The 24986-nt window shown below is 67.2% G+C and carries 21 protein-coding genes; 12 read left to right on the plus strand and 9 right to left on the minus strand.

Annotated elements, in window-relative coordinates; all coding sequences use genetic code 11:
• Positions 1 to 31 precede the first annotated feature (31 nt).
• Complete coding sequence (locus tag Pla123a_RS16220; protein ID WP_146588848.1) at positions 32 to 1399, minus strand: dipeptidase; 1368 nt, start codon at positions 1397 to 1399, stop codon at positions 32 to 34.
• Positions 1400 to 1524: 125 nt separating this feature from the next.
• Between Pla123a_RS16220 and Pla123a_RS16225 the strand changes: the two genes are divergently transcribed.
• The 3 genes from Pla123a_RS16225 to mtaB all read left to right on the plus strand — a co-directional run bounded on the left by Pla123a_RS16225 (position 1525) and on the right by mtaB (position 3627).
• The gene (locus Pla123a_RS16225; protein ID WP_146588850.1) at positions 1525 to 1911 is read left to right on the plus strand and encodes an ATP-dependent Clp protease adaptor ClpS; all 387 of its coding nucleotides are present in this window, start codon (positions 1525 to 1527) and stop codon (positions 1909 to 1911) included.
• A gap of 65 nt (positions 1912 to 1976) precedes the next feature.
• Entirely contained in the window at positions 1977 to 2330 is a 354-nt protein-coding gene (locus Pla123a_RS16230; protein WP_146588852.1) for a four helix bundle protein, read from the plus strand.
• A gap of 34 nt (positions 2331 to 2364) precedes the next feature.
• Positions 2365 to 3627, plus strand: coding sequence for a tRNA (N(6)-L-threonylcarbamoyladenosine(37)-C(2))-methylthiotransferase MtaB (gene mtaB, locus Pla123a_RS16235; protein WP_146588854.1), 1263 nt, complete (start codon positions 2365 to 2367; stop codon positions 3625 to 3627).
• Between the two features lie 27 nt (positions 3628 to 3654).
• Here mtaB and Pla123a_RS16240 read toward each other — a convergent pair whose 3' ends face one another.
• Positions 3655 to 6558: a thioredoxin family protein gene (locus Pla123a_RS16240; protein WP_146588856.1), complete on the minus strand. Its 2904-nt coding sequence runs from the start codon at positions 6556 to 6558 to the stop codon at positions 3655 to 3657.
• Positions 6559 to 6793: 235 nt separating this feature from the next.
• Positions 6794 to 7024 carry a hypothetical protein gene (locus tag Pla123a_RS16245; RefSeq protein ID WP_146588858.1) on the minus strand — a complete coding sequence of 77 codons (231 nt, stop codon included), beginning with the start codon at positions 7022 to 7024 and terminating at the stop codon, positions 6794 to 6796.
• A 494-nt stretch (positions 7025 to 7518) separates the two neighbouring features.
• Here Pla123a_RS16245 and Pla123a_RS16250 point away from each other — a divergent pair, with 494 nt between their 5' ends.
• On the plus strand, positions 7519 to 7950 hold the full coding sequence (locus tag Pla123a_RS16250; protein ID WP_146588861.1) for a secondary thiamine-phosphate synthase enzyme YjbQ: 432 nt from the start codon (positions 7519 to 7521) through the stop codon (positions 7948 to 7950).
• A 4-nt stretch (positions 7951 to 7954) separates the two neighbouring features.
• On the opposite strand, the gene Pla123a_RS16255 is transcribed toward Pla123a_RS16250, so the two are convergent.
• The gene (locus Pla123a_RS16255) at positions 7955 to 9529 is read right to left on the minus strand and encodes an amidase (protein WP_197528041.1); all 1575 of its coding nucleotides are present in this window, start codon (positions 9527 to 9529) and stop codon (positions 7955 to 7957) included.
• A 290-nt stretch (positions 9530 to 9819) separates the two neighbouring features.
• Here Pla123a_RS16255 and Pla123a_RS16260 point away from each other — a divergent pair, with 290 nt between their 5' ends.
• The 4 genes from Pla123a_RS16260 to cls all read left to right on the plus strand — a co-directional run bounded on the left by Pla123a_RS16260 (position 9820) and on the right by cls (position 14566).
• The gene (locus Pla123a_RS16260) at positions 9820 to 10143 is read left to right on the plus strand and encodes a FeoA family protein (RefSeq protein WP_197528042.1); all 324 of its coding nucleotides are present in this window, start codon (positions 9820 to 9822) and stop codon (positions 10141 to 10143) included.
• A 127-nt stretch (positions 10144 to 10270) separates the two neighbouring features.
• Positions 10271 to 12271 carry a ferrous iron transport protein B gene (gene feoB, locus Pla123a_RS16265; RefSeq protein ID WP_146588867.1) on the plus strand — a complete coding sequence of 667 codons (2001 nt, stop codon included), beginning with the start codon at positions 10271 to 10273 and terminating at the stop codon, positions 12269 to 12271.
• An 80-nt stretch (positions 12272 to 12351) separates the two neighbouring features.
• The gene (locus tag Pla123a_RS16270) at positions 12352 to 13098 is read left to right on the plus strand and encodes an endonuclease/exonuclease/phosphatase family protein (protein WP_197528043.1); all 747 of its coding nucleotides are present in this window, start codon (positions 12352 to 12354) and stop codon (positions 13096 to 13098) included.
• The gene (gene cls / locus Pla123a_RS16275) at positions 13091 to 14566 is read left to right on the plus strand and encodes a cardiolipin synthase (protein ID WP_146588875.1); all 1476 of its coding nucleotides are present in this window, start codon (positions 13091 to 13093) and stop codon (positions 14564 to 14566) included. The genes Pla123a_RS16270 and cls overlap by 8 nt, the downstream gene beginning before the upstream one ends.
• Before the next feature lie 13 nt (positions 14567 to 14579).
• Here cls and Pla123a_RS16280 read toward each other — a convergent pair whose 3' ends face one another.
• Positions 14580 to 17294: a hypothetical protein gene (locus tag Pla123a_RS16280; protein WP_146588877.1), complete on the minus strand. Its 2715-nt coding sequence runs from the start codon at positions 17292 to 17294 to the stop codon at positions 14580 to 14582.
• 220 nt (positions 17295 to 17514) lie between these two features.
• Between Pla123a_RS16280 and Pla123a_RS16285 the strand changes: the two genes are divergently transcribed.
• The 4 genes from Pla123a_RS16285 (at position 17515) to Pla123a_RS16300 (ending at position 20358) form a co-directional block, all read left to right on the plus strand.
• Positions 17515 to 17898, plus strand: a complete 384-nt coding sequence (locus Pla123a_RS16285) for a fluoride efflux transporter FluC (RefSeq protein ID WP_146588879.1) — start codon at positions 17515 to 17517, stop codon at positions 17896 to 17898.
• A 201-nt stretch (positions 17899 to 18099) separates the two neighbouring features.
• Complete coding sequence (locus Pla123a_RS16290) at positions 18100 to 18618, plus strand: RNA polymerase sigma factor (RefSeq protein ID WP_197528044.1); 519 nt, start codon at positions 18100 to 18102, stop codon at positions 18616 to 18618.
• A gap of 8 nt (positions 18619 to 18626) precedes the next feature.
• Entirely contained in the window at positions 18627 to 19037 is a 411-nt protein-coding gene (locus Pla123a_RS16295) for a hypothetical protein (protein WP_146588884.1), read from the plus strand.
• A 4-nt stretch (positions 19038 to 19041) separates the two neighbouring features.
• On the plus strand, positions 19042 to 20358 hold the full coding sequence (locus Pla123a_RS16300) for a hypothetical protein (RefSeq protein ID WP_146588885.1): 1317 nt from the start codon (positions 19042 to 19044) through the stop codon (positions 20356 to 20358).
• 111 nt (positions 20359 to 20469) lie between these two features.
• On the opposite strand, the gene Pla123a_RS16305 is transcribed toward Pla123a_RS16300, so the two are convergent.
• From Pla123a_RS16305 to Pla123a_RS16320, 4 genes are all read right to left on the minus strand, one after another.
• Positions 20470 to 20898, minus strand: a complete 429-nt coding sequence (locus Pla123a_RS16305) for an Hsp20/alpha crystallin family protein (RefSeq protein ID WP_146588887.1) — start codon at positions 20896 to 20898, stop codon at positions 20470 to 20472.
• A gap of 338 nt (positions 20899 to 21236) precedes the next feature.
• On the minus strand, positions 21237 to 21746 hold the full coding sequence (locus Pla123a_RS16310; RefSeq protein ID WP_146588889.1) for a YiiD C-terminal domain-containing protein: 510 nt from the start codon (positions 21744 to 21746) through the stop codon (positions 21237 to 21239).
• 72 nt (positions 21747 to 21818) lie between these two features.
• Positions 21819 to 22844 carry a DUF481 domain-containing protein gene (locus Pla123a_RS16315; protein WP_146588891.1) on the minus strand — a complete coding sequence of 342 codons (1026 nt, stop codon included), beginning with the start codon at positions 22842 to 22844 and terminating at the stop codon, positions 21819 to 21821.
• A gap of 199 nt (positions 22845 to 23043) precedes the next feature.
• A complete protein-coding gene (locus Pla123a_RS16320; RefSeq protein WP_146588892.1) occupies positions 23044 to 24633 on the minus strand; it encodes a hypothetical protein in 1590 nt (529 codons plus the stop codon).
• Between the last annotated feature and the right edge of the window lie 353 nt (positions 24634 to 24986).

The following is a 24986-nucleotide window of genomic DNA, read 5'->3' on the forward strand; positions in this document are numbered from 1 at the left end:
CCGTGCTCAACCGGCGTTCCGTGAGGCGAGTTTAACTCGCGGACGCCATCTCTAGCCAGAGTGCTGCGCTTGACCGCACGCCGCGGTGGAAGTCGGCCAGGCAGAACTTCTCGTTCGGGCTGTGCGTGTTGTCGTCGTCCAGGCCCCAGCCCAAGAGCAGCACGTCGGCGTCGAGCTTGCGGGCGAAATCGTCGACGATCGGGATCGAGCCCCCTTCGCGGATGAAGACCGGCTTCGTGCCGAAGCCCTGCTCGATCGCCTTGGACGCGGCGGCCATGTACGGGCTGTCGAGCGGGAACTTGACCCCCGCCCCGCCGTGGTGGTCGACCAATTCGAGCTTGATGCCGGGCGGGAGCTGCGACTCGAGGTGCTGCTTGAGCGCCTGGTAGATGTCTTTGGGGTGCTGGTTGGGGACCAGGCGGAAGCTGACCTTGGCGCCCGCCCGGGCGGGCAGCACGGTCTTGGCTCCGGCGCCCTGGTAGCCGCCCCAGATGCCGTTGACGTCGCAGGTTGGGCGGGCCCAGCGGCGTTCGAGCGTGGTGTAGCCCTCCTCGCCCGACAGGCCGTCGACGGCGAGCTGCTTCATGAACCGCGCTTCGTCGAACGGCAGCCCGGCGAACTCGTCGCGTTCGCGCTGCTCGAGCGGCACGACGTCGTCGTAGAAGCCGGGGATCTGGATGCGGCCCTGGTCGTCCGTCAGCGAGCCGAGCAGCTTGGCCAGTGTGTTGACCGGGTTGGTGACCGCGCCGCCGAAGCTGCCGGAGTGCAGGTCCTGCTTCGGGCCGGTCAGGAAGATCTCGTAGTAGGCGATGCCGCGGAGGCCGTAGGTGATGGCCGGCAACCCGGGGGCGAACTGGCCGCTGTCGCTGATCACGACGCAGTCGCACGCCAGGCGGTCCTTGTTGTTCTCGATAAACGGCCCGATGTTCTCGCTGCCGACCTCCTCTTCGCCCTCGATCAAGAACTTCAGCTGCAGCGGCAGCTTGCCCTCGGTCGCCAGCACGGCGGCGGCGCCCTCGAGATGGGTGAGCATCTGCCCCTTGTCGTCGGTGGCGCCGCGGGCGTAGACGTTGCCGTCGCGGACCGTTGGCTCGAACGGCGGGGTGATCCACTCGTCCAGCGGGTCGGGCGGCTGCACGTCGTAGTGGCCGTAGACCAGCACGGTCGGCGCGCCGGCGACAGGGGGCGTCTCGGCGTAGACCAGCGGGTGGCCGTTGGTGGGGATCACCTCCGGCTCGAGGCCCATCCCGCGGATGCGGTCGGCGACCCACTGGGCGGCCTGGGCGACATCGTCCTTGTGGGCGGGGTCGGCGCTGACGCTGGGGATGCGGAGCAGCTCGAAGAGTCGCTCCTCGCGGGCGGCCTGCTGCGAATCTAGGTAGTCGGCAATCTTGCCCATATATCTCGGCGGAGAGCAGGAGTGAGGGGGAGCTGTACTGGCGCCGGCACATGGCCGGCGGCGAAACGGTTCAATATACTGTCGCATTTAGACCGCCACCACCGTACACCCCCTAGGGTGAGCCCATGGATGATGACACCGCCCCCGACGACCCCGGCCGCAACGACCCAGGAGTCGAGGACCCAGGCGCCGGGGTTGTGGTCGCCCCCAAGCCCGCCCCGCAGAAGGAAGAGGACCGCCCGCCGATCCCGAAGTACAACGTCGTGCTGTGGGACAGCGACGACCACACCTACGAGTACGTCGAGAAGATGATGAAGGACCTGTTCGGCTACTCCGACCAGCAGTGCCTGAAGCTCGCCGAGACCGTCGACAAGCACGGCCGCGCGATCGTCATCACCACCACCAAGGAGCACGCCGAACTCAAACGCGACCAGGTGCACGCCTTCGGTACCGACCTGTACATCAAGAACTGCAAGGGATCGATGAAGGCGACGATCGAGGAAGTGAGCTGATTGCGGATCTCGGATTGCAGATTGCGGATTGCTCTAAATCACGGCCGCGCGGGCTGAGGGACGAGATGTCGAAGCAGGACGAATTCAAGCAGCGCACCAAGGCGTTCGGGCTGCGAGTGATCCGGCTGGTGCAGAGTCTCGGCGACGACCGCGTGAGCCGTGTGATCGGCAACCAGTTGCTCCGGTCGGGCACGTCGGTTGGCGCCAACTACCGCGGGGCTTGCCGGGCAAGGTCGGCGGCAGAGTTTCGTGCGAAGCTCGGCATCTGCGAAGAAGAGTGTGATGAGTCGATTTACTGGATCGAGCTGCTTGTCGATTCTGACTTGGTGAAAGAAGAGCTCGTGGCCCCGCTGCTCTCGGAAGCAGATGAGTTGTTGGCGATGATCGTGGCCTCGATCAACACGTCCCGAAACAAGTAGTCCGCAATCCGAAATCCCCAATCTCCAATCCGCAATGCTCCTCCGCACCCACACCCTCGGCTGCAAGGTCAACCAGTACGAAACCGAGTACGTCCGCGAGGGGCTGGCCACCATCGGCTACCGCGACGCGGGCGAGGGCGAGCAGGCCGACCTGTGCATCGTCAACACCTGCACGGTGACCGGCGAGGGCGACTCGAAGAGCCGGCAGGTCATCCGCCGACTGGCGCGGGACAACCCGGCGTCGAAGATCGTGGTGATGGGCTGCTACGCCACCCGTGCGCCGGAGGAAGTCGCCGCGCTGCCCAACGTCACCCAGGTGCTGACCGACAAGCGTGAGCTGGGCGACCTGCTGGGCCGCTTCGGCGTCACCGACGTGCCGACCGGCGTGTCGGGCTTCGGGCAGCGGACCCGCGCGTACGTCAAGGTTCAGGACGGCTGCCTGCTGCGGTGCAGCTTCTGCATCATCCCCCACGTGCGGCCGAAGCTCACCAGCCGCCCGGCCGAGCACATCGTCGACGAGGTGCGGCGGCTGGTCGACAACGGCTACCGCGAGGTCGTGCTGACCGGCATCCACCTTGGCCACTACGGGGTCGACTGGAACCGCGACCTCCCCAAGGACAAGTGGACCCGTCTGGCCCACCTGGTCGACCGGCTCGCCAATCTCGAGGGCGACTTCCGCTTGCGGCTCTCTAGCATCGAGGCGACCGAGACCACCCGCGAGCTGATCGACGTCATGGCGGCGCACCCAGAAAAAGTCGCGCCGCACCTGCACATCTCGATGCAGTCGGGCTCGGACAGCGTGCTGCGGCGGATGCGGCGGCGGTGGGGAGCCCAGCGGTTTGTCGACCGCTGCGGCATGCTCCGCGAGCGGCTCGCCCAGCCCGCCATCACCACCGACGTGATCGTCGGCTTCCCCGGCGAGACCGACGCCGAGTTCGCCGAGACGATCGACGTCTGCCGCCAGGCCGGCTTCTCCAAGATCCACGTCTTCCCGTTCAGCGCCCGCCGCGGCACGCCCGCCGCGACCATGCCGGGGCAGCTGCCGGGCGACGTGAAGAAGGCCCGCGTGCACGAGCTGACGCGGGTCGAGCACCAGTTGCGCGACGCGTACTTCGCCAGCCTGCGGGGCCGCGAACTGCGGGTGCTGGTCGAGTCGGGGCTCGAAGCAGCAGGCGGGCAGATCGGCACGTCGTGCCGGTACGCGCCGGTGGTGCTGTCGGGGGGCCCGGTCGGCGCGTTCGTTCGGGTGACCGCCGGGCGGGTCGAGGAGGGACGGATCGTCGGCGAGGCAGTGTGACCCCGCGCCGCCGCCCCGCGGACTGCGTCAGAGGCTCTCGATCAACTGGTCAACCTCCTCGTCGGTTAGGCGAATGCGGGTCGCGTCGAGCATCTTGCGGAGTTGGAGCTTCCCTTCGTGGGTGCTGGGGTAGCCGATGTTGCCCAGCGGGCCGATGCTCTCTTCGAGCCGCTTGCCGTCGGGCGAGAAGATCGCGTGGAAGGGGATCCCGTACGACTTTCCATTGGTCACCAGCTTGGCGATCTGGGGGCCGTGTGTGTCGGTCACGCGGTCGACCTTCACAAACACGTAGTCCTTCTCGAGCAGCTCACACTGGTCGTCGATCCAACGCGAGAGCATGAAGCAGGGTCCGCAGTACCTGCCGCTGACCCGCGCCCAGACCTGGCGGTCGGTGGCCGCGGCATCGGCCAAGGCGTGGCGCCACTTCTCCTCGGCGTCGGGCGCTTCGGGCGCGTGCGCGGCGACAAATGCGTCCGCGGCGGCGCCGGCGTCGTCCTTGGCCGCGTCGACCTTCAGCTCGCCCAGCAGGTTGCCGTCGCCGTCGAGCGCCCAGGCGTGCACGGCGTCGCCCTCGGGCGCCGCCCAGCCGCGCTCCTCCAGCAGGCGGGCGCCCTGCCCGTCGGCTTGCAGGTAGATCGGGCACTGGATGTACCGCGACACGACTGGGTTCTTTTCGTAGTTGGTGAAGTGGAGCTGCATGAAGTTTGCCAGATGGTCGGCTTCACCGCAGGCGATCGCCATGAAATGGCAATCAGAAATACGCGCGTCGCGCAGGCTCTCGGCGAAGCGTTCGGCCAGGGGCTTGGTCGGCGCGGCGGCGCGGCGTTCAAGGTGGTAGACGGCCGGGGGGCGCGTCTCGTTCTGCGTCAGGTAGACTTCGCCAAGGTAGGCGGTTGGGTCTTCGTCTTCGGGCAGGTTGTCACTCTCGAGAGCGATCTCGATCTCGGTCGGCAGGTGCTCGAACACAAACTCGCCGCGGTCGTTGGTGACCGTTTGGTACCTCGCCGCTTCGGTGCTCTTCACGAATCGCCCATCGTAGTCTTCATCGCCTTCGACGCGGACGACTGCCCACACCGAGTACCCCTGCCGAGGCGTGTCGTCGCCGTCGAGCAACCGGCCGCGAAACTCCCTGGTCGGCTTCATCTCGACCTGCAACGGCTCGTCAATCCTCTTGGCAAATGTGGCGCCGGCCAATTTCTGGTCGGCGGACACGGCGAACACGCCGAGCTGCTCGCCAAGCGTTTCAAATTCGAAGGTTCCCTCGTGGCTGGCGGTGGTCGAACCGGTGTGGTCGTACGCCCCGTCCACGGCGCCGAACCGCACCTGGGCGCCGGCGAGTTCCCCCTCGGCGCCCCCGGCGAGGACCAGCCGCCCGGCGACGGGCGTTAAAGTCTCCCGCTCGCGGTGGAGCGACAGGTGGGCGGGCTCACCCTGCTTGACTTCAATCCTCTCGCCGACCTGCCACAGCGGCTCGATGACTCGCGCTTTGATCTCGCCGGGCAGAACCCGCGTCACGGCGCGACCCGACTCGTCGGTGGTGAGCCACCGGTCCCGACTACCGGTCCCACTCTGCTTCTCGTCATCCTCCCACCATGTGTACCGATAGGTCTCTCGCACAGAGATACCAACCCCCTCGTACGGAACCCTCTGCGGCCCCCGGGTGACCGAGAAGCTCAGCTCCTCGCCCGCAACCACCGGCAGCACGATCTCGGTCGCGCAGTCGGTGGCGGGCTCGTAGGGGACGAGGTCGATCATCTTGCCGGTGTAGCCCGCGTCGTTGACGCACGCGCAGTAGGTCGCGCCCGGCAGCACGTCTACCGAGAAGGCGCCCTGGCTATCGGCAATCGCGCTCAAGTGATCCGAGAAGCCTTCCTGCTCTCCCTGAAACGATCGGACCTGAACGAAGAAGCCCCCGGCTTCGACGCCGGCGGGCGGTTCCACGCGGCCGGCAACCGTATGCCGCTCGGCCGCCGGTTTCACCCGGTAGACGATAGCGCCCTCTGACTCCTCGTGGTCCGAATTACTGCCAGCGAGGATCCACCCCGTTCCTTCCACGATTTCGGGGTAGTAGTGGTACTGCTCCCAATCGGGCTGCCAGCGGTAGAACGCTTCCCCCTGCTCGTCGGTCGTCAGCACCCGCGGCTCGACCAGACCAAGGTAGTTGTAGTTGGGCGCGGGAGTGGCGACCTGGAACTCGAAGGCGACTCCCTCGACCGGGTTCCCTTCGCCGTCGACAAAGCGGATCGTGAGGTCGCGGCAGTCGAACAGCTCGACCACGTGCGAATCCTCGTCGGCATTCCTCGTCGGCTTGCGTCCGAATTGGTAGCCGCCGACGCGGCGATCGTCGGTCCAGGCGGTGAAGGAACTCAGCTTCTGGTCCGGCAGGAGGTCGAAGCAGGCGACCCCGTCTGCGTCCGTAACCGTGTGGAGTTCGACGTTGTACCCCAGGTCGGCGCGAACCTGCGCGCCCGCCACTGGCGATCCGGCGTGCTCGACCGTGACCGCCACGCGACGCGTGGGCCTGGCCAGCGTCACCCGCTTGCCGTCGATGGCGGCCTGCCGGAGGGAATCGGGCGTCATCTTCACGTACCCAACCGCCCCGCTCTTCGAAGCGACGCGAAACTGCATCGAATACCACGAGGTGCGATTGACCGGCAGACGCGCCGCGAAGTGGTGGCCTTCGCACTCGGCTCGGACCAGAGTGCTCTTGCCATGCGACCGCAAAGAACCGTCCACCGAGACCCCCTCGGCTGGCGAGCCATCGGGTTCGAACACCTCGCCGCGTAGAACTACTTCGAGGTCGTCGCCCGATCCGTGGAGCCAGCTCGGCGGCTCATCGGCTCGCGAGGTCGAGATGCGCGGACTGAGCAGCGAGCAGCCCATCAAGAAGGAGAGTGTGCCGCAGATCGCCGCGAATCTCATCGTCGTCATGATCTACCCCGGTAGGAGAGTGTCAGGCGAGGACTTGCGGCCGGATTATAGCTGCACGATCAACCGCAGGCCAAAGGTTCGCCTGGGCCCTGACGCCCTATTGCAGCAGAGTCGATAGGAGGCCTGGCCAAGGTGCGGCCGCCTCGGCCCACAGGGGCGACAGTGCGAGCTGCGCACGAAAAAAGCCCCGCGGAATGCCGCGGGGCTTTTTCGTGGTTTCTGCCACTGATCGACATCAGTCGCGGGGGCGGACAACACCGGTCAAGCCGGAGTAGTCGGCGCGGTCTTCCGAGTGCCACAGCGGGTGGCCCTGACGGATCCGCTCGGCCAGGATCTCGAGCTTCTCGTCCGAACCGGCCGGGGCCGTCGTCGGGATGAACTCTTCGTCCTTGCGCGGCACGAAGTCTTCGTCGTGGCCGTACTTAAGGATCGCCTCGAATACGTTCTTGAGCGTTGGATCGGGCATGGCTTGATATATCTTTCTCTTTTAGGCCGATGGCTGCGTACGTACAGACACTTCGGCAAGCTAATGGGTTCGGTTTATCACGCAATCCGTTACAGTTGCCGGGTCTCCAGAAGCTGGGTGCTGGGAGGTTCTACTCCAAGCGACTGCTTCCGGCCGGCGGGGCGTAACTGGTGGGGTATGTATTTGGACCGCGTGGGGGCGAAATCATGCCCTGGGTCCGGTGTCAATCCTTAGTCGCCCGAATCGAGTAGCCGATTATTACTGGCCAGATCGTAAAGTCAAGTTTTTTCAAGGCACAATTCCCGGGAATCCACCCCGCTTGACAGCCTCCTGCGCGAAACCTTGCGGCATACGGTGACTTGACCGAGGTAAGCCCGTCTGGTGAGGTTATCCGAACGAGTTGCGTCGGTCGCCACGGCTCCGTTTTTCGACTCACGCCGAGGCCTGTTTTAGGACGAGCGACGCCCGTCAAAAGAGCACCCAGGGGAGCACCCATGCAGTGGATTCAACGGACCATTCAGCTGCGACCCCGCCGCCGGGGGTGCCACCTAATTACCAGTGAGATCATGGACTCGCTGCCAGAGTTGGCGGACATGGAGGTCGGGATGCTAACGGTCTTCATCCAGCACACTTCGGCCTCGCTGACGCTCAACGAGAACGCCGACCCGGACGTCCGCGTCGATATGGAGATGGCCCTCTCAAGGATCGCCTCCGAGAACCTGCCGTACGTCCACACCTGCGAGGGGCCCGACGACATGCCGGCCCATGTGAAGAGCTCACTGACCGGCAGCAGCGTCACCGTGCCTATTACCGCAGGCCGGCCGGCGCTAGGGACATGGCAGGGGGTCTATCTCTGCGAGCACCGCAACCACGGTGGGGGGCGTCGGCTGGTGCTGACCGCCTGGGGCCAGGCGATGAATGATTAGTGCGCTAAGAAGCTAGCGGCTGCTCGAGCCGGTTCATCACTGCCAGCGCGACGTCGTCCCGCCAGGGGCGGGCCATCACCTGCACGCCGATTGGCAGGCCGGCGCTCCCCAGGGCGTTTTGACGCCGCAGCCGGCCCTCGACCGCCCAGCGGCTGTGCGGCTTGGCGAGCTCGGCCCGCTCGTCCTCGGCGGTGACCCGGCCCGCCGGCACGACGCCCGCGGGCGCGTCCAGCAGGTTCGCCAGGTAGCAGTGGGAGCCTTCTAGCAGCAGGTGCAGCGCGGAGCCGTGACGCAGGGCAGGCAGCGAGTGCGGCGGCGCCAGGACCGCGTCGACCGGCCGCCCGCCGAAGGCCTGGTCGAGAGTCTTCCAGAACTGCTGCTTGTAGGCGTCGGCCGCAACGGTTAGCTGCCAGTACTGGTCGACGCTCCGCGGGCCCGACAGCCGCAGCAGCTTGGCCAACGCCGGCTGGCCTGCCAGGTCGAGCAGCGGCGCCAGGAAGGCCCGCGCCCCGCGCGGCAGCTTGCCGAGCCGCACCTGGCGGGCGATTTGATCCGTCTTCTCCCTGCCCTGCAACAACCGGCCGAAAGAACGCAGCCCGTCGGCCGAGATCAGCCCGAAGTAGGTCCGCATCATCTCATCCGGGTTGGGCGCCGGCGTGGCGATCACTTCGGCCCCGAGTTCCGTCAGCCGCTTGGCCGCCTGCTCGACCGCGCGGGCGATCGCCACGCAAGGCGGAGCGACGCCGTTGTCGGTCCAGTAAGCGATCCGCAGGCCGGCCAGGTCGACCTGCCGGTAGTCCGGCCAGGCGACCGGCCGCTCATCGGGCTGCTTGGGCGCGGCCGTTGGGTCGAGCAGCACCCGCATCGCCAGGTCGGCGTCGCCGGTAGTGCGGCAGATCGGGCCGGGCTGGATGACCAGGGCCCGCAGTCCCGGCATCGAACGCTGGGAGCCGCGGATGGTGAGACGGCCGCTAGTCGGCTTGAAGCCCACCAGGCCGCAGCAGTGGGCCGGCTGACGCGTGCTGCCGCCGAGGTCGCTGGCGAGGCCCAGCATGCTCATGCCGGCGGCGACCGCAGCCGCCTCGCCACCGCTCGAACCGCCCGGAGACCGCTGGTCGTCATCGGGGTGCAGGGTGCGGCCGAACACCGGATTCTCGCACTCGTGCAGCAGCATCCCCTGCGGGATGTTGGTTTTGCCGAGGACTACCGCGCCGGCCGCCTTGAGCCGCTTCACCAGCGGCGAGTCGGTCGCGTCTGGGCCGTGGCTGTAGCCCGGGATGCCGAGCGTGGTCTGGCTGCCGGCGAGCTCGTAGCAGTCCTTGATCGTGATCGGGACGCCGTGCAGCGGGCCGACCGGGCCGCCGCTGGCAAGCTGCTGGTCGGCGGCGTCGGCGTCGCGGAGGGCTTGTTGGCCGCGTGGCTGGGCGATGGCGTTCAGCCGCGGGTTGATTTGGTCGATACGGTGGAGGCACGCCTCTACCGCCTCGCGCGACGACACCTGGCCGCTAGCGATCTGCTGGGCGATTTCCGTGGTCCCGAGCCGGGGCGCGGGTAGGGGGTCCGAAACCGTGGTAGTCATAAACGCCTGGTCGAGGGGCCGGTTCGGGGCCCGCCCTTGTGGGGCGGGACGGCGGACGGCCGGGGTCAGGGGTGCTTCGTCATAGTTTAGCTGGTGGCGTCCCTCCTCGTACGGTGCGGGGACGCCCCGAGAGCGGCAAAAGCCGGTGTCGGGCGGTATTTGCGGGATCCAGGCAAAGATCCACTTGCCGCTCTTACGCGCCGGCGGTATTCTTGTTACTACGCTCGTTGTGAGATTGAGTCTCATAACGGTCTCGGATGTTTCGGCCCCGGTTGGAGTCCTCGCTGTCGATGTCGGCCCTTCCCAACACCACCCCTGCCCTGCACGCTCCGCAGGCCCTGCACGCCCCGCAGGAGATCGCTGCGGCTGTAGGACTTACCCCTGCAGTGACGTCTCGTTTGCTGGCAGAGATGCGGGTCGGCGACGTTGGCCGAGTGGCGAGCGTTTCGGTCGACCCGGCCGACGCCGGTCGGCTCAAGGCGTTGGGCGTCTGTGCGGGCCGGACGTTGCGGGTGGTCTCGGCAGGGAACCCGCTGATCGTGCAGGTCCTCAACTCTCGGGTGGGGCTTGCGGCCGCAATTGCGGAACGGGTCACGCTCAACTCCTGCTGCTAGCCCTACTGCCGCGGCCCACTTCAGCGGCCACCGGCCGCTAGCCAAGTCTTCGGTATCAACGTAACGAAGCGGCCGTCGCGCCAGGGCCGTGCCGACTCCCCGCGACGCGATTAGACTGGCTGTTGTCATGAGCGGGCCGGACCTTCCACAGCTGAACATCGTCGACGGCCCCGGTGTCGACAGCCGGGCGGGCGCCTCCACGGTCGCGGTGATCGGCAACCCCAACGCCGGCAAGACCAGCCTGTTCAACCGGCTCACCGGGCTGCGGGCGCGGACCGCCAACTTCTCTGGCACGACGGTCGAACACCGGGTCGGCGCCCTCCGCTTGCCGAACCGCAGCGCCGTGCTGCTCGACCTGCCCGGACTGTACACGCTCGAGGCCTCGACGCTTGACGAGCAGGTCGCCCGCGACGCGCTGGTTGGCGCGCTGCCCGACCAGACCGTGCCCGACGCCGTGCTGCTGGTGGTCGATTCGACCAACCTGTCGCGCAACCTGTTTCTGGCCGCCGAGGTCCTGGGGCTTGGCATCCCGACCATCGTCGCGCTCAACATGAGCGACCTGGCCGATCGGCAGGGGCTGCAGATCGAACTCGACTCGCTCCGCGAGGAGCTCGGCTGCCCGGTCGTGGCGGTGTCGGCCAAGACCGGCTCGGGGCTCGACGAGCTGCGGGGCGGACTCGACTCGCTGCTGGGGCGGCTCGAGCCGCCGACTTTCGATCCCGCCAAGGCGTGTGGCTCGTGCTCCGACTGCCCGTACGCCGACCGGTTCGACTGGGCCGAGTCCGTAGGGGCCCGGGCCCTCCGCGGTGGGATCGAGGCGCCCTCGCGCGTCACCGAGGCGCTCGACTCGGTCCTCACCCATCGCGTCTTTGGGTTGGGGGTGTTCGGCCTGGTGATGCTGACCACCTTTATGCTGATCTTCAAGCTGGCCACGGTCCCGATGGACCTGATCGACGGCTGGTTCGCCCTGGCGGGCGGCACGCTCGCCCAGTGGCTGCCGCCGGGCGACCTCAACAGCCTGATCACCGACGGCGTCATCGGCGGCGTCGGCGGCGTGCTGGTGTTCCTGCCGCAGATCGCCATCCTGTTTTTCGTCCTCGCGCTGCTCGAGGGGACCGGCTACATGGCCCGCGCCGCGTTCGTGATGGACCGGCTGATGTCCCGTGTCGGGCTGCCCGGCAAGGCGTTCGTACCGATGCTTTCGGCGCACGCGTGCGCGATCCCGGCGATCATGTCGACCCGCGTGATCGAGGACCGGCGCGACCGGCTGGTGACCATCCTCGTGCTGCCGCTGATGACCTGCTCCGCCCGCGTGCCGGTGTACGCGATGGTAGTGGCGCTGCTGTTCGGCGACTCGCCGCTGCAGGCGTCGGTCCTGTTCGCGGCCAGCTACTCGCTCGGCATCGTCGCGGCGTTTGTGATGGCGTGGTGCTTCAAAGCGACCCTGCTGCCGGGCGAGGCCCGCCCGCTGGTGATCGAGCTCCCCAACTACCGGCTCCCCTCGCTCCGCGACGCGCTGCTTCAAACCGCGAGCCGCTGCTGGTCGTTTGTCCGCAACGCCGGGACCGTGATCCTGCTGATCACCATCGGCATGTGGGCCCTGGCGACCTACCCCAAGACCGGGCTGACGGACCTGCCCGCGGTCGAGCAGCAACGCATCGTCACCCTCGACGCCGACGCGGCCGAGCTGGCCCTCCAGCAGGCGCAGCTCGAGCACTCGGCGGCCGGCTGGCTCGGCAGGACCGTGCAGCCGGTGTTCGCGCCGCTCGGCTTCGACTGGAAGATGAGCGTCGGGGTGGTCAGCTCGTTCGCCGCCCGCGAAGTGATTGTTTCGACCCTGTCGGTGCTGTACGGCCTGGGCGATGAGCCGGAGGACGGCGACTCGTTGATCGGCGCGATGCGGCGTTCCCACCGGGCCGACGGTTCGCCGGTCTTCACTACGGCGACCTGTCTGAGCCTGCTGGTGTTCTACGTGCTGGCCATGCAGTGTCTGCCGACCCAGGCGATCACCGCCCGCGAGACCGGCAGCTGGAAATGGGCCGCGCTGCAGCTGGGGTACATGAGCGTGCTGGCCTACGTGGCGGCGCTGGCGACCTACCAGACGGCCGCGGCCCTGACGGTCGGCTAGCGGGCCCCGGGCGGTTGCTGGCGCCGGCGGGACGAGCGAGAATCGAGGGCTCCCCGCTCTGCTGCCTCCAAGGCGACTCGATGTCCTTCCGCCTGCTCACCTACAACATCCACAAGGGCATCGGCGGCGTCGACCGCCGCTACCGGCCCGAGCGGACCCAGGAGGTGATCGAGCACTACGCCGCAGACCTGGTGCTGCTGCAGGAAGTGGACGAGGGGGTCAAACGCTCGCAGTTCCACCAGCAGGCCGAGATGCTGGCCGACCGCTGCGGCTTCGAGCACCGCTGCTACCAACGCAACGTGCGCGTCAAGCAGGGGCACTACGGCAACGCCATCTTCAGCCGCTGGCCGCTCGAAGGGCCGTGCGACCTCGACCTCACCCAGCCCCTTAAGAAACGCCGCCAGGCGCTGATGGCCCGCTGCGTGATTCACCTCGACGGGCGCCAGCACACCATCGGGGTGGTGAACGTCCACCTCGGGCTGGCGGGCTACGAGCGGAAGCGGCAGCTCGCGCGACTCAACGCCTGCGACTTCCTCGGCTCGCTCTCGCCGCGGACCCCGGTGGTTGTCGCCGGCGACTTCAACGACGTCTACAACGACCTCGGCCGGGCCGTGATGTTCCCGGCCGGCTACAACGCCGCCGAGAAGTCGATCCGCACCTTCCCCGCGGCGGCGCCGCTGCGGGCGCTCGACCGCGTGTTCTACCGCGGCGGCCTGCACGCCACGGGGGCCTTCGCCGGACGCATTGGCGTCGCCCGCCGCGCGTCGGACCACCTCCCGCTGATCGTCGACTTCGAATTCGCACCCCCGGACGCCGTCGATGCCTGAGCTGCTAAACAACGCCTACCACGCAATGACCAGCTACTACGGCTTGTTTGTCATCGCCCACGTGCTGCTGCAACTGGGGATCTCGGCGCGGGTCATTATGCGGAGGCTTCCGGTTGGGGTGTCGCTAGCGTGGATCCTGGTGGTCGACGGCTTCCCGGTTGCCGGCCCGTTGCTGTACCTGGTGCTCGGCGAGCTGCGGCTCGGCTCGCGTCGGGCCCAACGCTTCAAGCAACTCTTCCGGCCGGTCGTGATGTGGCTCAAGGAGCTCGACGACACGCGGGTGAAGCTCGAGCCGGGGCACCCCGGGCAGCCGTTCGCCGAGCTGGCCGAGCGTTCGCTCGGCTTCCCGCCGCTGTCGGGCGGCAAGATGAAGCTGCTGCCGTCGTGGCAAGTTGCTTTCGACGCGATCCTGGAAGACATCCGCGTCGCCGAAAAGAGCGTCTTTATGGAGTTCTATATCTGGCACCCCGGCGGCCGCGCCGACGACGTGGTCGACGCGCTGCTGGAAGCCGCCGGCCGCGGAGTCGACTGCCGGCTGCTGCTCGATGCGCTCGGCAGTCGCACGTTCCTCCGCGGCCCGCTCGCCCGGCGGCTGCGTGAGGCGGGCGTGCAGGTGCACGCCGCTCTGCCGGGCGGCATCTTCCGGCTGCTGTTCGTCCGCTTCGACCTGCGGCTGCACCGCAAGAACGTCGTGGTCGATGGCCGCGTCGCTTACACCGGCAGCATGAACCTGGTGGACCCGCGGTGCTTCAAGCAGAGCTCGGGCGTCGGCCAGTGGGTCGACGCGATGGCCCGCATCGAGGGGCCGCCGGTCAAGGCGCTCGCCATCACGTTTCTGGCCGATTGGAGCGTCGAGGTCGGCGAGCGGATCGAGGACCTCAAGCAGCACAGCGGCCCCTACCCGCTGCCGGCCGCGGGCGAAACGGTCGTCCAGGCGGTCCCGTCGGGGCCCGCCTACGCGCTCAACGCGATGGAGCGGGCGCTGGTGATGGCGGTCTACTCCGCGCGTGAGGAGGTGATCCTCACCACGCCGTACTTTGTGCCGGACGAGCCGCTGCAGATGGCGATTGTTAGCGCGGCGATGCGCGGCGTCAGCGTGACCCTGGTGGCGCCGAAGCATGTCGACTCGAAGCTGGTCGCGTTCGCCAGCAACGCGTTCTACGCCGAGCTGATCGAGGCCGGCGTCCGCGTGATGAAGTTCTCCGGCGGCCTGCTGCACACCAAGAGCGTCACCGTGGACGGCGAGTGGTCGTTGTTCGGGTCGTTGAACCTCGACCCCCGCAGTCTGCACCTCAACTTCGAGCTTTCGCTCGGGGTCTACGACGACCAGTTCACCCAGTCGCTCCGCGGCCTGCAGCTAGAGTACGTCGAGAGCTCGCAGCGCCTCACGCTGGACGAGCTCGAAAGCCGACCGCCGGCGACCCACCTGGTCGAGAGCCTCGCGCGGCTGGTCGCGCCGTTGTTGTAGAACGCAATCCATGCTACCGCACGTAGCGCACCCGCAGGGCGGTCCGTGCGGGCTCCTCCGGGCCGAGCGCCAGCCCGAGCCAGCCGTCGTCGACAATCAACTGGGTCACCATCAGCCCGGCCATGGTCTGCCGCTGCTCCGGCGTCGAGGTGGCGAGCGTGATGGTCCGGCCCGGCGGCATGATCTTGCCGAACACCGCGTGCAGCTGCGCCCGGCGGGCCGAACGCATCCGGCCCTCGATCTGCACCGGGTCGACCTGCTCGAGCCGCAGCCCGTCGATCGTCGCGCGGGGCAGGAAGTACGCGTGCACGACGAAGTCGCCAAACCGCGACGCGTCGACCTGCAGCTCAGTGAACGACAACAGCAGCTCGACGCGGCCGTCGGCCAGCGACACCCGGGGCGGCTGGTCGGTCGCCAGGTTGATCAGCACGCTCCGCCCGTGGTCGTCGGCGTCGGCCGGCGGGAGGTCGATTGCGAGACGCTGCTGAACCAACGCCCGCAGCTCCTCCGGCGAGATCGGCCCGTGGTTCAGCTCGAGTCCGTCCAGCGCGTTGTTGAGCAGCGACTCGTGCAGCTGCAGGCTGAGCAGGCTGTCGGCCGGCGCCCGGTTGCGCGGAGTGTGCGAGCCGAGCTGCAGGTCGCTGGCGAAGCGGAGCCGCGCGATCAGCCGCTGGTCGGTGGTGCGGACCTCGATCGGTTCGACCTTCAGCCCCAGCGACCCGGCGCGGGTCAGCACGGTCTGCTCGTAACGCTGCTTCAGCCTGGCGACGAACTCGTCGGCCTGCTGGTCCAGCGTGCTGGTTACCCGGGAACCGACACGGCTCTCGGTCTCCCACTGGGCGCGGCCCTGGTTCCGCAGGAACTCCTCCTGCGCCCGCGAGCGGATGATGTCGGAGATCAGCGGCACCCGGTCGAAGTCGGTGCGGATGCCGACCAGGTGCGAGTGGCTGTCCGCGCGGCAGTCGGCGGCGTAGGCCCGGACGCCGCCGTGGTGCACGACCAGCGGCTTGTGCGCGACGAACTCGGTGTCGCCGTGGGTCTGCAGCATCGCCGGGCCGCCATCGGCCACCGTGCGGGCGGTGACCGAGCCGCGGGCCTCGAGCGTGATCCGCCACGCGTACGGGTCGGGCGTCAGTCGGAGGTTCAGGTTGGTGTTGGTGAGGGCCTCGCCGCGGACCGGCGTGCCGGCGATCCGCTCGGACACGGTCTGGGCCTCCGGCGTGGGCTGCGGCAGCAGCCGCCGCAGCAGGTCGGCGGCGACCGCGATCCGCAGGTTGGCGTTGCGGTAGTTGCGTTCGATCTCGCCGGCCAGCTGCTGGTGCCCTTCGGTGGCCGACCGCCGCAGCAGCCGGCCCCGCAGTGCGATCCGCTCGGCGAGGGCCGGGTTGGGACGGACCTCGTACAGCTCGAGGTCGCTGATCAAATTAGGCACGTCGACCGGGTCGGCGGCCGCCACGTGCAGCTCGTCCGTCAACGCGGCCACGACGCCGGTCGTGGCGAACGACCGCTGCGCGTCGTCCAGGCTGGCGGCGGCGAGCCGCGCCAAGATCTCCTTCGCGACGTCGCGGCGCGCGCGGCCCTGGTCGTCCCCGGCGGTCTGCAACGCGTTGTCCAGCTGCACCAGCTTGAGGTACCGCAGCCAGCCGTTGCCCTGCTGGTCGCCCTTCACCTGCGCCGCGAAGCTCTGCAGCCGCTGCCGCAGCGCACGGTTGGTGCGTTCGGTGTCGCTCACGGCAACGAGCGCGTCACGCTGCTCGAGCCCCGCGGCGACCTGCCACAGGCGGGCCCGCCGCAGCACCGCGTACGCGGCCTGGCGGAGTTCGACCTGCGCCCGCGGCAAGGCGAGCGACTCCGAAGCCTCGAGCCCCTGCTCGGCGTGCGCGGCGAACTCGTCGGAGGCCGTCTGCCGCTCGGCCGCCGACAGGTTGTCCGGGTTGGTGAGCAGGTCGAGCAGCCGCAGGGCTTCGGCGGCCCAGACCTCGGTCTCGCCGAGGTCGAGCAACGCCACGAGCTGCGCCCGCAGGACGCTGTCGGGGTTGGGCTGGTCGGCGTCGAGCTGCATCTCGTTGATCAACCCATCGAGCGCATCCCGCTGACGGATCGTCAGGCTCGGACGAGTCCGGCGGGCGGCGTCGCTCGCCATTGCCAGGCGGTCGCCCGGGCCGACAACGATTGGGCCCGACAGGCCGGCCGGCGAGCGGATCAGCTTCGGTTCCGGCGCGGGCTGCAGCTCGACCAGGCGTTCAACGACCGGGCGGAGGTCGATCCGCCGGGCGGCCTGATCCTGCAGCCGCCCGAGGGCCTGGCCCCCGCGGCGGACCCACTCCAGCGTGTTGGCGCCCAGCAGCCGCCACGGCTGGCTCGCGTCGCCGGCCCGCCACTCGGGACGCGCCGGGGCCAAGGCGAACAGCGGCTCGAGAGGCGGCAGTCCCAGCACCGGGCTGACGACCGGGCCGCGGGTCGACTCGACGAAGTTCAGGGTCGGCGGTTGCAGCGCCGTCAGGGCAGGGCGGTACGAGGGCTCCGGCCGCGATTCACGCGGCGCGGCCTGAGCAATCGCCCGTGGGGTCGAATCCGACGCGTCCGCGAGGGCGGTTCTCGCGGCGTACCGGTGGCGCGGCGGGTCCCTATCCACACGCAGCTGCACAGCAACCCAACTCAGCGTCAGGGCTCCGGCGGCGAGGGTGTACAGCGCGATGGGCGCCAGCTCAATCCGTTTCAGTACCATTGCAACGATCCGTGTTGCGGCGCGCCCCCTCCCCGCTAAACCTGGCGAGGCAGAGGGCGCAGTCCTATCCTGCGTTCCTTGACAGGATCGGCAGAATAGGCTGAGTAGTTAAATTGAGTTATGGAAACCGAAGGGGTCGAGCCGATGGATTACCCAGAGAGCGCCGGGCGCCCCTTGGGGTGGCGCCTGCGCATTCGGTAACCGCTGCGAAGAACTCGGGATGACCCAACTACTTGCCATAGCGATAGGCGGCGCCCTCGGGGCGCTGTGCCGACACGGCGTGGCGCTCGCGCTGGTGGGGACGCGGTTCGCCTACGCGACGCTACTAGTGAACGTCGCCGGCTGCTTCGTGTTGGGCGCGCTGGTGCACAACGGCCTAGCCGGTGACGGCCGCCTGAAGATGCTGGCCCACCCGGCCGTGACAGTCGGTTACCTCGGCGCGCTGACCACCTTCTCGACCTTCAGCTTCCAGACCATCGTGTTCCTCGAGGAACGCGCGTGGCTGCTGGCCGCGATCAACGTCGCCGCGAACCTGGTGCTCGGCCTGCTGGCCACGGTCGCCGGGATGGCGCTGTCCCGCGCGCTGGCCGCCCCGGCGGTTTGAGAGCGGGGCGGCCTCAAGCGTTTGGGCGGTTGATTCGGTCTCTTCCATCGCTGCGGGTTTGTCGCACGGACTGTCTTGTTCCACGAAGAGCCCGCTCTGCGATCAGCGATCCCTCGGCAAATCTGGGGAGGAACTTGAATAAGTAGGCCCAGCACGCGGGTCTAATAGAGTGAGGTTTTGATCGGCCGCAGAGGGGGGAGCGTGCAAACACTATCAGAGCGACTGGCCAGCGGCGAGGAGCGGGCGTTCGCCGAGCTCTACGACGCCTGCGCCGATCGCCTGTTCGCTTTCGCTAGTGCTCGCACCGAGTCGCCCGATCTGGCGGCGGATGTGGTGCAGAGTGCGTTCCTGAGGCTAGTGAAGAGTCGCCGCCGGCTGCGTGCGGTCGAGAGCCCTGTCGCCTACTTGTTCCAGATCCTCCGCAACGAGCTGTCCCGACATAGCGCACGTCAGGCAAGCCACCGCCACCAGCCGCTTGACGAGGCGCTGGACGCGGTTGACTCCCGCTGGCGGGATGGCGTTGACGACGCCGACGCGGCCGCCGCGTTGCTGGCCCGTTTGGACCCCGCGAGTCGCGAGGTTGTTGAATTGAAACTTTTCGCTGGGCTCACTTTCGAAGAAGTAGCCGAGGCGACTGGCCAGCCGGTCGGCACCGCCGCCACGCGGTATCGCCGGGCGGTCGAATCGCTCCGCGGCTGGCTCGAAAAGCAGTACCGGTGAGGCACACAATGAACGATCCCTTAACGGCAGTTGAGCGGCGACTGAACTCGCGCACGTCGGCAGACGCGCCCGGCGAACTCCGCGACACGGTGCTGCGCGACGTCCGCCGCGAGCTTCGGGCGGCGCGGTGGGACCGGTGGCTGGGCAGGACGGCGGCCACGCTGCTGGTCGCCGGGCTGGCGCTCAACTCCTCGCTGTTGCTGCGTGGCGACAGGGACTTTGCCGCCACCGGCCCGGCGGCGTCCGAGAGGTCGCTGGTGCAGACGGCCGTGGCCGTGGCGCGGGCGACCGACGTCGAGACCGCTCGGCAGGTGGCGAATCAGATCTCGGCCTTCAATGGTCGCATACTAACGGCGGAACAACTGGGGGACCTCGACGCGGCCATCGCCGAGGCGCTCGCCAAGGATCGAAAGGGATAGACGCATGAGGTTCCTACCGACTAAACGGACGCTCAAGCGATGGGCGATTGGCTTGGGCATCCTCCTAGGCGTGCTGCTGCTGATCAACGCGGGCCTGGCGTGGAGCGTCGAGTCACGGTTCGAGCGGCTGGTGGCCGACGTCCGCGCCCAGGGTGACCCCGCCTCGATCGCGGAGCTCGCCCCCCCGCCGATCCCGGCTGCAGAGAACGCCGCTGTGCAGATCGATGCGATCAGGCCCTGGCTGACCGACTTCAGCAAAGACTACGGCGCCTTCTACGAGACCGAGCTGGGCAAGCAGCTCGACAATCTGCAGCCTGGCGAGATGCCCGACGACAAGCAGGCCGAGGCGATGCGGGCGATCCTCGACCGCTACGCGGACCTGGAGCGGCAGATTGAAGCCGCATCGGCCGCTCCCCAGTATGCGTCGACTGCCGATTTTTCCCTCGCGTTCAATGCATTCACCGAGGCGCAGCTAGCGCGTCTGCAGCACCTTCGCACGATCGCCCGGTTCGTCGACTGGCGGGTCCAAACCCTGTTGGCAGACGGGAACCAGGAAGCGGCCATTGATTGGAGCCTGTCGCTGATCAAGCTGTCGGCGCTCTGCGGGCAAGAGCCAACCACCGTCAGCTTTCTGGTGACGGTCGCGATGCGGACCATCGCCCTGCACGACCTGCACCAGTCGCTGCTGGCGGGCCCTGCCGACGCGGCGACGCACGCCAAGGTCGACCGCGTCCTGGAGGCGCTGGAGCAGGACGTCCGCCTCGAGCAGGTGTTCCGCACAGAACGGGCGTTCGGCATCAGTGCGTGTATCGAGCAAGGCTGGAGGAGCGCCCCGCCGGTGATCGGCAGCTTCCTGGGATGGCCTATCAAGCGGGTCTTCCTGAGGCCGATCGAGTTCTACCTCGAGATCATTCCGCTGGCTGACGCGCCCTACCACGAAGTCAAGCAGGAGTTCCAGGCGGGTGGCAAGCTGGCCGTGCCGACCGGCAAGGGCGTGTTTGCCGACTTGCTGGCTCCTTCCGTCGAGGCCACCATCAAGGCTGCCAATCGCGATACCGCGTTCATCCGCTCGCTCCGCGTGCTCAATGCGCTCCAGCAGTCCGGCGACGACGCCCCGAGTCTCGACGACATCGACCTGCCGGCCACGTCGAAAATCGACCCCTTCACGGGCCAGCCACTGGTGGTGAAGAAGACCGACGCGGGGTGGCTGGTCTACTCGGTGGGCGAGAACCAAACGGACGACGGCGGCATGCTCGAAGAAGTCCAGGACGTCGGGTTCGGCCCCGTCCAGGGCGTTGGTTCTGAGGGCGACGAAGGCTAGTCGGCGCCGCTGCTGTCGTCCAGGAGCGACCGGCGACCAGCGCACAAAAAAAGGGCGGCGACGCCCGTTGCGCCGCCGCCCCAATGATGGAGGCAGCCTGTCGGTGACAGACTACTTCAGCTCAATCTTCCGCGGCTGAGACTCGGGCGTCTTGGCGATCGACACCTTCAGCACGCCGTCTACCAGTTGGGCCTCGATCGACTCGGGGTCGACCGTGTCCGGCAGCGTGATGGTGCGGGTCACCTTGCCGAAACCGCGTTCGTTGTGGTGGTACTTCCGCTCGCTGGTGGGTCGCTCGAGCGTGATCGAAAGCACGCCCTTGTCGAACGTCACGTCGGCCAACTCGCGGCCAACGCCGGGGGCGTCGACCTCGATGAAGTACCGGTCGTTCTCTTCCCACAGCGAGGCCGGCGCCCGCCAAGCCGCCATCCCGCGGTTGGCTGGCCCCTGGCCAAAGAACTGGTTAAAGAGCGTGTCGACCTCGGCGAGCGAGCCGGGGAAGACTTCCGACAAGCGATTCTTGTGGGTCGCGTTCTGCATGGTTCACTCCTGCGTATTAGAAGAAAGAGTTGGTATTGAGCTGACTTATCGCAGCCACGAACCCTAGAGAAGCAAGACCGGCGCCAAACTGCATGTGTGTTTGCAAGTGGTGAATTCACAGTAGTTTACGGTGTACCCACCGAACGCGGCAGAGAGGGGGGGCTGCCAAAATGGCGTTTCCGAGCCTGGGCGACCAGCAGTGGGGCGGCCACTCGCGGCGCCAAAATGGCAGCCCTGCGGCGACGAGGCCATAGCCGGGCAGAAAGGGAGCGCGCGGCTGACCTGCTGGGTCACGGGCTGCGCAAGTCTGGCCGCTGCCGGAGCTAAGCTAGACGGCCCTAGGCGGTCTCGGGGGCGGTCGCCACGTACGAGCCGGTGAACACGACCCGCGCGCGGTCTTCGGCGACCCCGTGGTCGATCTCGACGACCAGGTCGAGCTTCGCCTGGCCCTTCTCGGCCAGCATCTCGGCGAAGTAGGCCCGCTGCTCTTCTGTCGGCAGCAGGCAGCGGGCGACAATGCTGGGCGAGTCGACCGGCCGGTGGTACTTGATGCTGCTGCGGCGGATCACGATCACTGCCTGATCGTCCAGGCGCTGCGCCTCGAGGTGCGTCACGCTCCAGCCTGCGATCGTGCACAACGCGTTCAGGCTGCCGGCAAACGCGGTCGCCTGGTGGTTGTGGTTGAGCTCCAGCGGGCACGACATGATCAGCGCGCCGTCTTGCATTCCCTCGACCACCACTCCCAGCTTCTGGCAGATCGGGATCTCGGCGTAGATCACCTGCTGCAGCTGGGCGAGTCGCGGGTCGGGCGTCGGGGTCCGCACGGGCTCGGCGTTCAGGTCGGGCATCGGGGGCCGGCTCGAAGGGGAAGATGGGGCCCGTCTATGCTAGCCAATCGGGGCGGCGGCGGCCACCCGCGGCTACTTTTTCCAGAGCAGCAGCACCGAGTAGTTGGTGTTGTGCGGATTGACGCCGTCGGAGTTGCTGTCGAAGCGGTCCGCCAGCGAGAGCTTGAGGCTGACATTCGACGGCTTGTCGAGGTCGATCTCCCAGCTCAGGTCCGACACCATCCGGTAATTGTTGAAGTCTGCCCACTTGGGAAAGTAGTCGAGCTTGGCAATGAACCGCTGGCTGTCAGTCACCCGTTGCTCCCAGGCCATGCCCATCTGGGCTTCCGGCTCCCACTCGTCGACCTTGCCGCCGAACTTCCGCGTGGCGCCGGCGCCGAAACTGGTGCCGAACTTGACGAAGTCGGCGTCGAACACCTGGTAGCCGAGACCCGCGTTCAGGTTGACGTTGAGGTCAAACGCCTGGTAGCGGTCGTAGAAGGTCTGGTTCATGCCGTAGAGCGACCACGGCGTGTCTCCCAGCAACCAGTCGTAGCGGAGGTCGAGCCGGGCGTTGTTCTGCGTCTCGCGGCCCTCGCTCTTCGTGCGGTTGTGGAACAGCTTGGTGTCGAGCTTGCCGGTGGCGGTCTTGCGTTTGAGGTAGCCGCCGGAGCGGGTGCTCAGCGAGTCGCCCGAACCGCTGGAGCCGTTCAGGCCGAACTCGACGCCGGTGTCCCACGGGGCGGGGCCAAACCAGTACGACGGTTGGTACCAGTGGGCGACCGGGGTGACTAGGGCGTCGTCTGAGGAGTTGGGAATGAGGTCCGCGATGTGGGGGTCGGCGGGCAGGTCGGCCGCGGCGGGGGCGGCCGCCGGCGGCGTCTCGGCAGGCGCCTCTGCCGCAGGGGCTTCAGGAGCGGGGGATGCCTGCGCCGGCTCCGCGGGTGGGGCCGCGCTGTGGGCATCTTCCGCGGCCGCGATGGGCGTCGCGTCGGCGGCGGCCGTAGCGGGGAGCAGCTCGGGCGGCGTCGGCAGCCGCCGGATCTCTTGCCCCGCTGTTGTAACGGCGGCCAGCAGGCAGCACGCGAGCATCAGGGGTGACAGGAGTCGTCGTAGCATCTTGGCTTCTGAACGTGCAGCAGTGGGGTGCAATGGTGGCGGGCTTGTAGCAAAGAATGACCGCTTCGCTCAAGGCGGTTGTCAGAAGCAGGCGGGGAGGATTCGGCAACCGCACAAAAAAAGCGGGCCGGAACAAGGGTTCCGGCCCGCGTGGGTTTCAATCAACTAGCGGTTTGCTAGCTCTGCTGTCAGGCAGGGATCAGTTGCAGCCACAGTCCGAAGCGGGAGCCGAGCAGCCGCAGTCCGAAGCGGCCGGAGCGGAGCAACCGCAGTCGCTGCTCGGGACCTCAACGGTCTGGGCAACCATACGGCAGACCTGAACCGGGACTTCCTTGGTGACCGTCTGAGGGACGCAGACCGTGTAGGTCTGGGTCTTCTCTTCGGGGACCGTGTCGTAGACCGTGACGTTGTAGGTCTTGGTCTTCTGAACCGGCACGCACTTGGTGACGGTGACTTCCTTGGTCTTGGTCTCGGGGACGCACTTCATCACGGTGTACTCACGAGTACGGGTCTCGGGAACACACTTGGTGACGGTGACCGTCTTGGTCTTGGTCTCGGGGACCATCTTGCAGACCTTGTAGGTCTTGGTGCGCTCTTCGGGAACGCACTTGTTGACCGTAACGGTCTTGGTCTTGGTCTCGGGGACCATCTTGCAGACCTTGTAGGTCTTGGTGCGCTCTTCGGGAACACACTTGGTGACCGAGACGGTCTTGGTGCGCTCTTCGTCAACGTAGTTGCACACCTTGACGGTCTTAGTCCGCTCTTCCGAAACCATGTTGCACACGGTGTAGGTGTAGGGCACCTCTTCGTTCACGCACTCGTAGGTGGTGCAGGGGACCTCTTTGGTCTCGCAGCCGCCAACCCAGACGCGCTTGCACACGGTACGGGTGCCGCAGCCGCAGCCACCGCAGCTGCTCTCGCAGCCACAGCCGCTGTCGCAACCGCCGCAGCTCGAACCGCAGCCGCCACCACAAGCCGAACCGGCCGACGAACCACCGCAGCCAACCTCAACCATCTGGGTTTCCCAGTGGCCGCTGTTGACGGTGACGGTCTTCATCGTGGTGACCGGGACGCGCTTGGTCACGGTGCGGGTGCCGGTCTTCTCTTCCGAGACAGGAACCTGGACCGTGTAGGTGACTTCCTTTTCGCTGTACTGCGGAACCTTGACCGAGTAGGTGACTTCCTTCTGCTCGGTGGTCGGGACCATGACCGTGTAGGTCGAGGTCTTCTCTTCCCACGAGGGGGTCATCACGGTGTAAGAAACTTCCTTCTCTTCGGTGGTCGGAACCATGACCGTGTAGGTCGAGGTCTTCTCCTCGTAAGAAGGAACCATCACGGTGTACGTGACTTCCTTTTCCTCGGTGGTCGGAACCATGACCGTGTAGTCTTGGGTCTTGGTCTCGGGCACCTGGGTCATGACGGTGTACTCAACCGTCTTGGTTTCCTGCTGAGGCTCCATGACGGTGTAGGTCGAAGTGCGCTCCTCGGTGCGAGGGACCTTCTTGTACACGGTGTAGGTGCGCTCACGCTGCTCCTTGACGTACTCGGTCGAGGTGACCGTCTTCATCACGGTCTCGTAGCTCGGCACGTAGGTCGTTTTGGTCGTCGCGCCACAGCCGCCACCGCAGCCGCTAGCGGCTTCGCCGCAACCGCCGCCACAATCGCTGCTAGCAGCAGCGGCGCAACCGCAGTCGGCGCTAGCCGAACCACAGCCGCAGCCAGCCCAGGCTTGAGTGGTCGCAACCAGCAGGGCGAATGCTGGGAGCAACGCTAGGGTCGCACGTTTCATCACGGGTGTCCTCCATCGAACAAAAAAAGGAATTGGTAGCGCTCTCACCAGGTGGGAAGACGCTTGTTGGGCGAAAAAGGGGGAGTGAGTAATTGAATGAGTGCTTGAATCTGCCCCATGCCGCACGGTTACCCGCTTTTCGCACGCCCCCTAATCGTAATCGATCCACCTAGTTGTAAAAGTGGGTAGCTGGGCAATTCGCGATAAATTTGCCGCCTGAGCTCGAGCCTACGCCACGTACCAATGGAGAGGGTGGCGAACGGCTATCGATTCGGCGCCATTTTTGCCGTTAATTTCCGGATTTTCCGGCTCAGCGGTTCCACTAGACGTGGGTGGCGTTTTGGAGGACGAGC

This window comes from Posidoniimonas polymericola (assembly GCF_007859935.1).
Lineage (GTDB): Bacteria > Planctomycetota > Planctomycetia > Pirellulales > Lacipirellulaceae > Posidoniimonas > Posidoniimonas polymericola.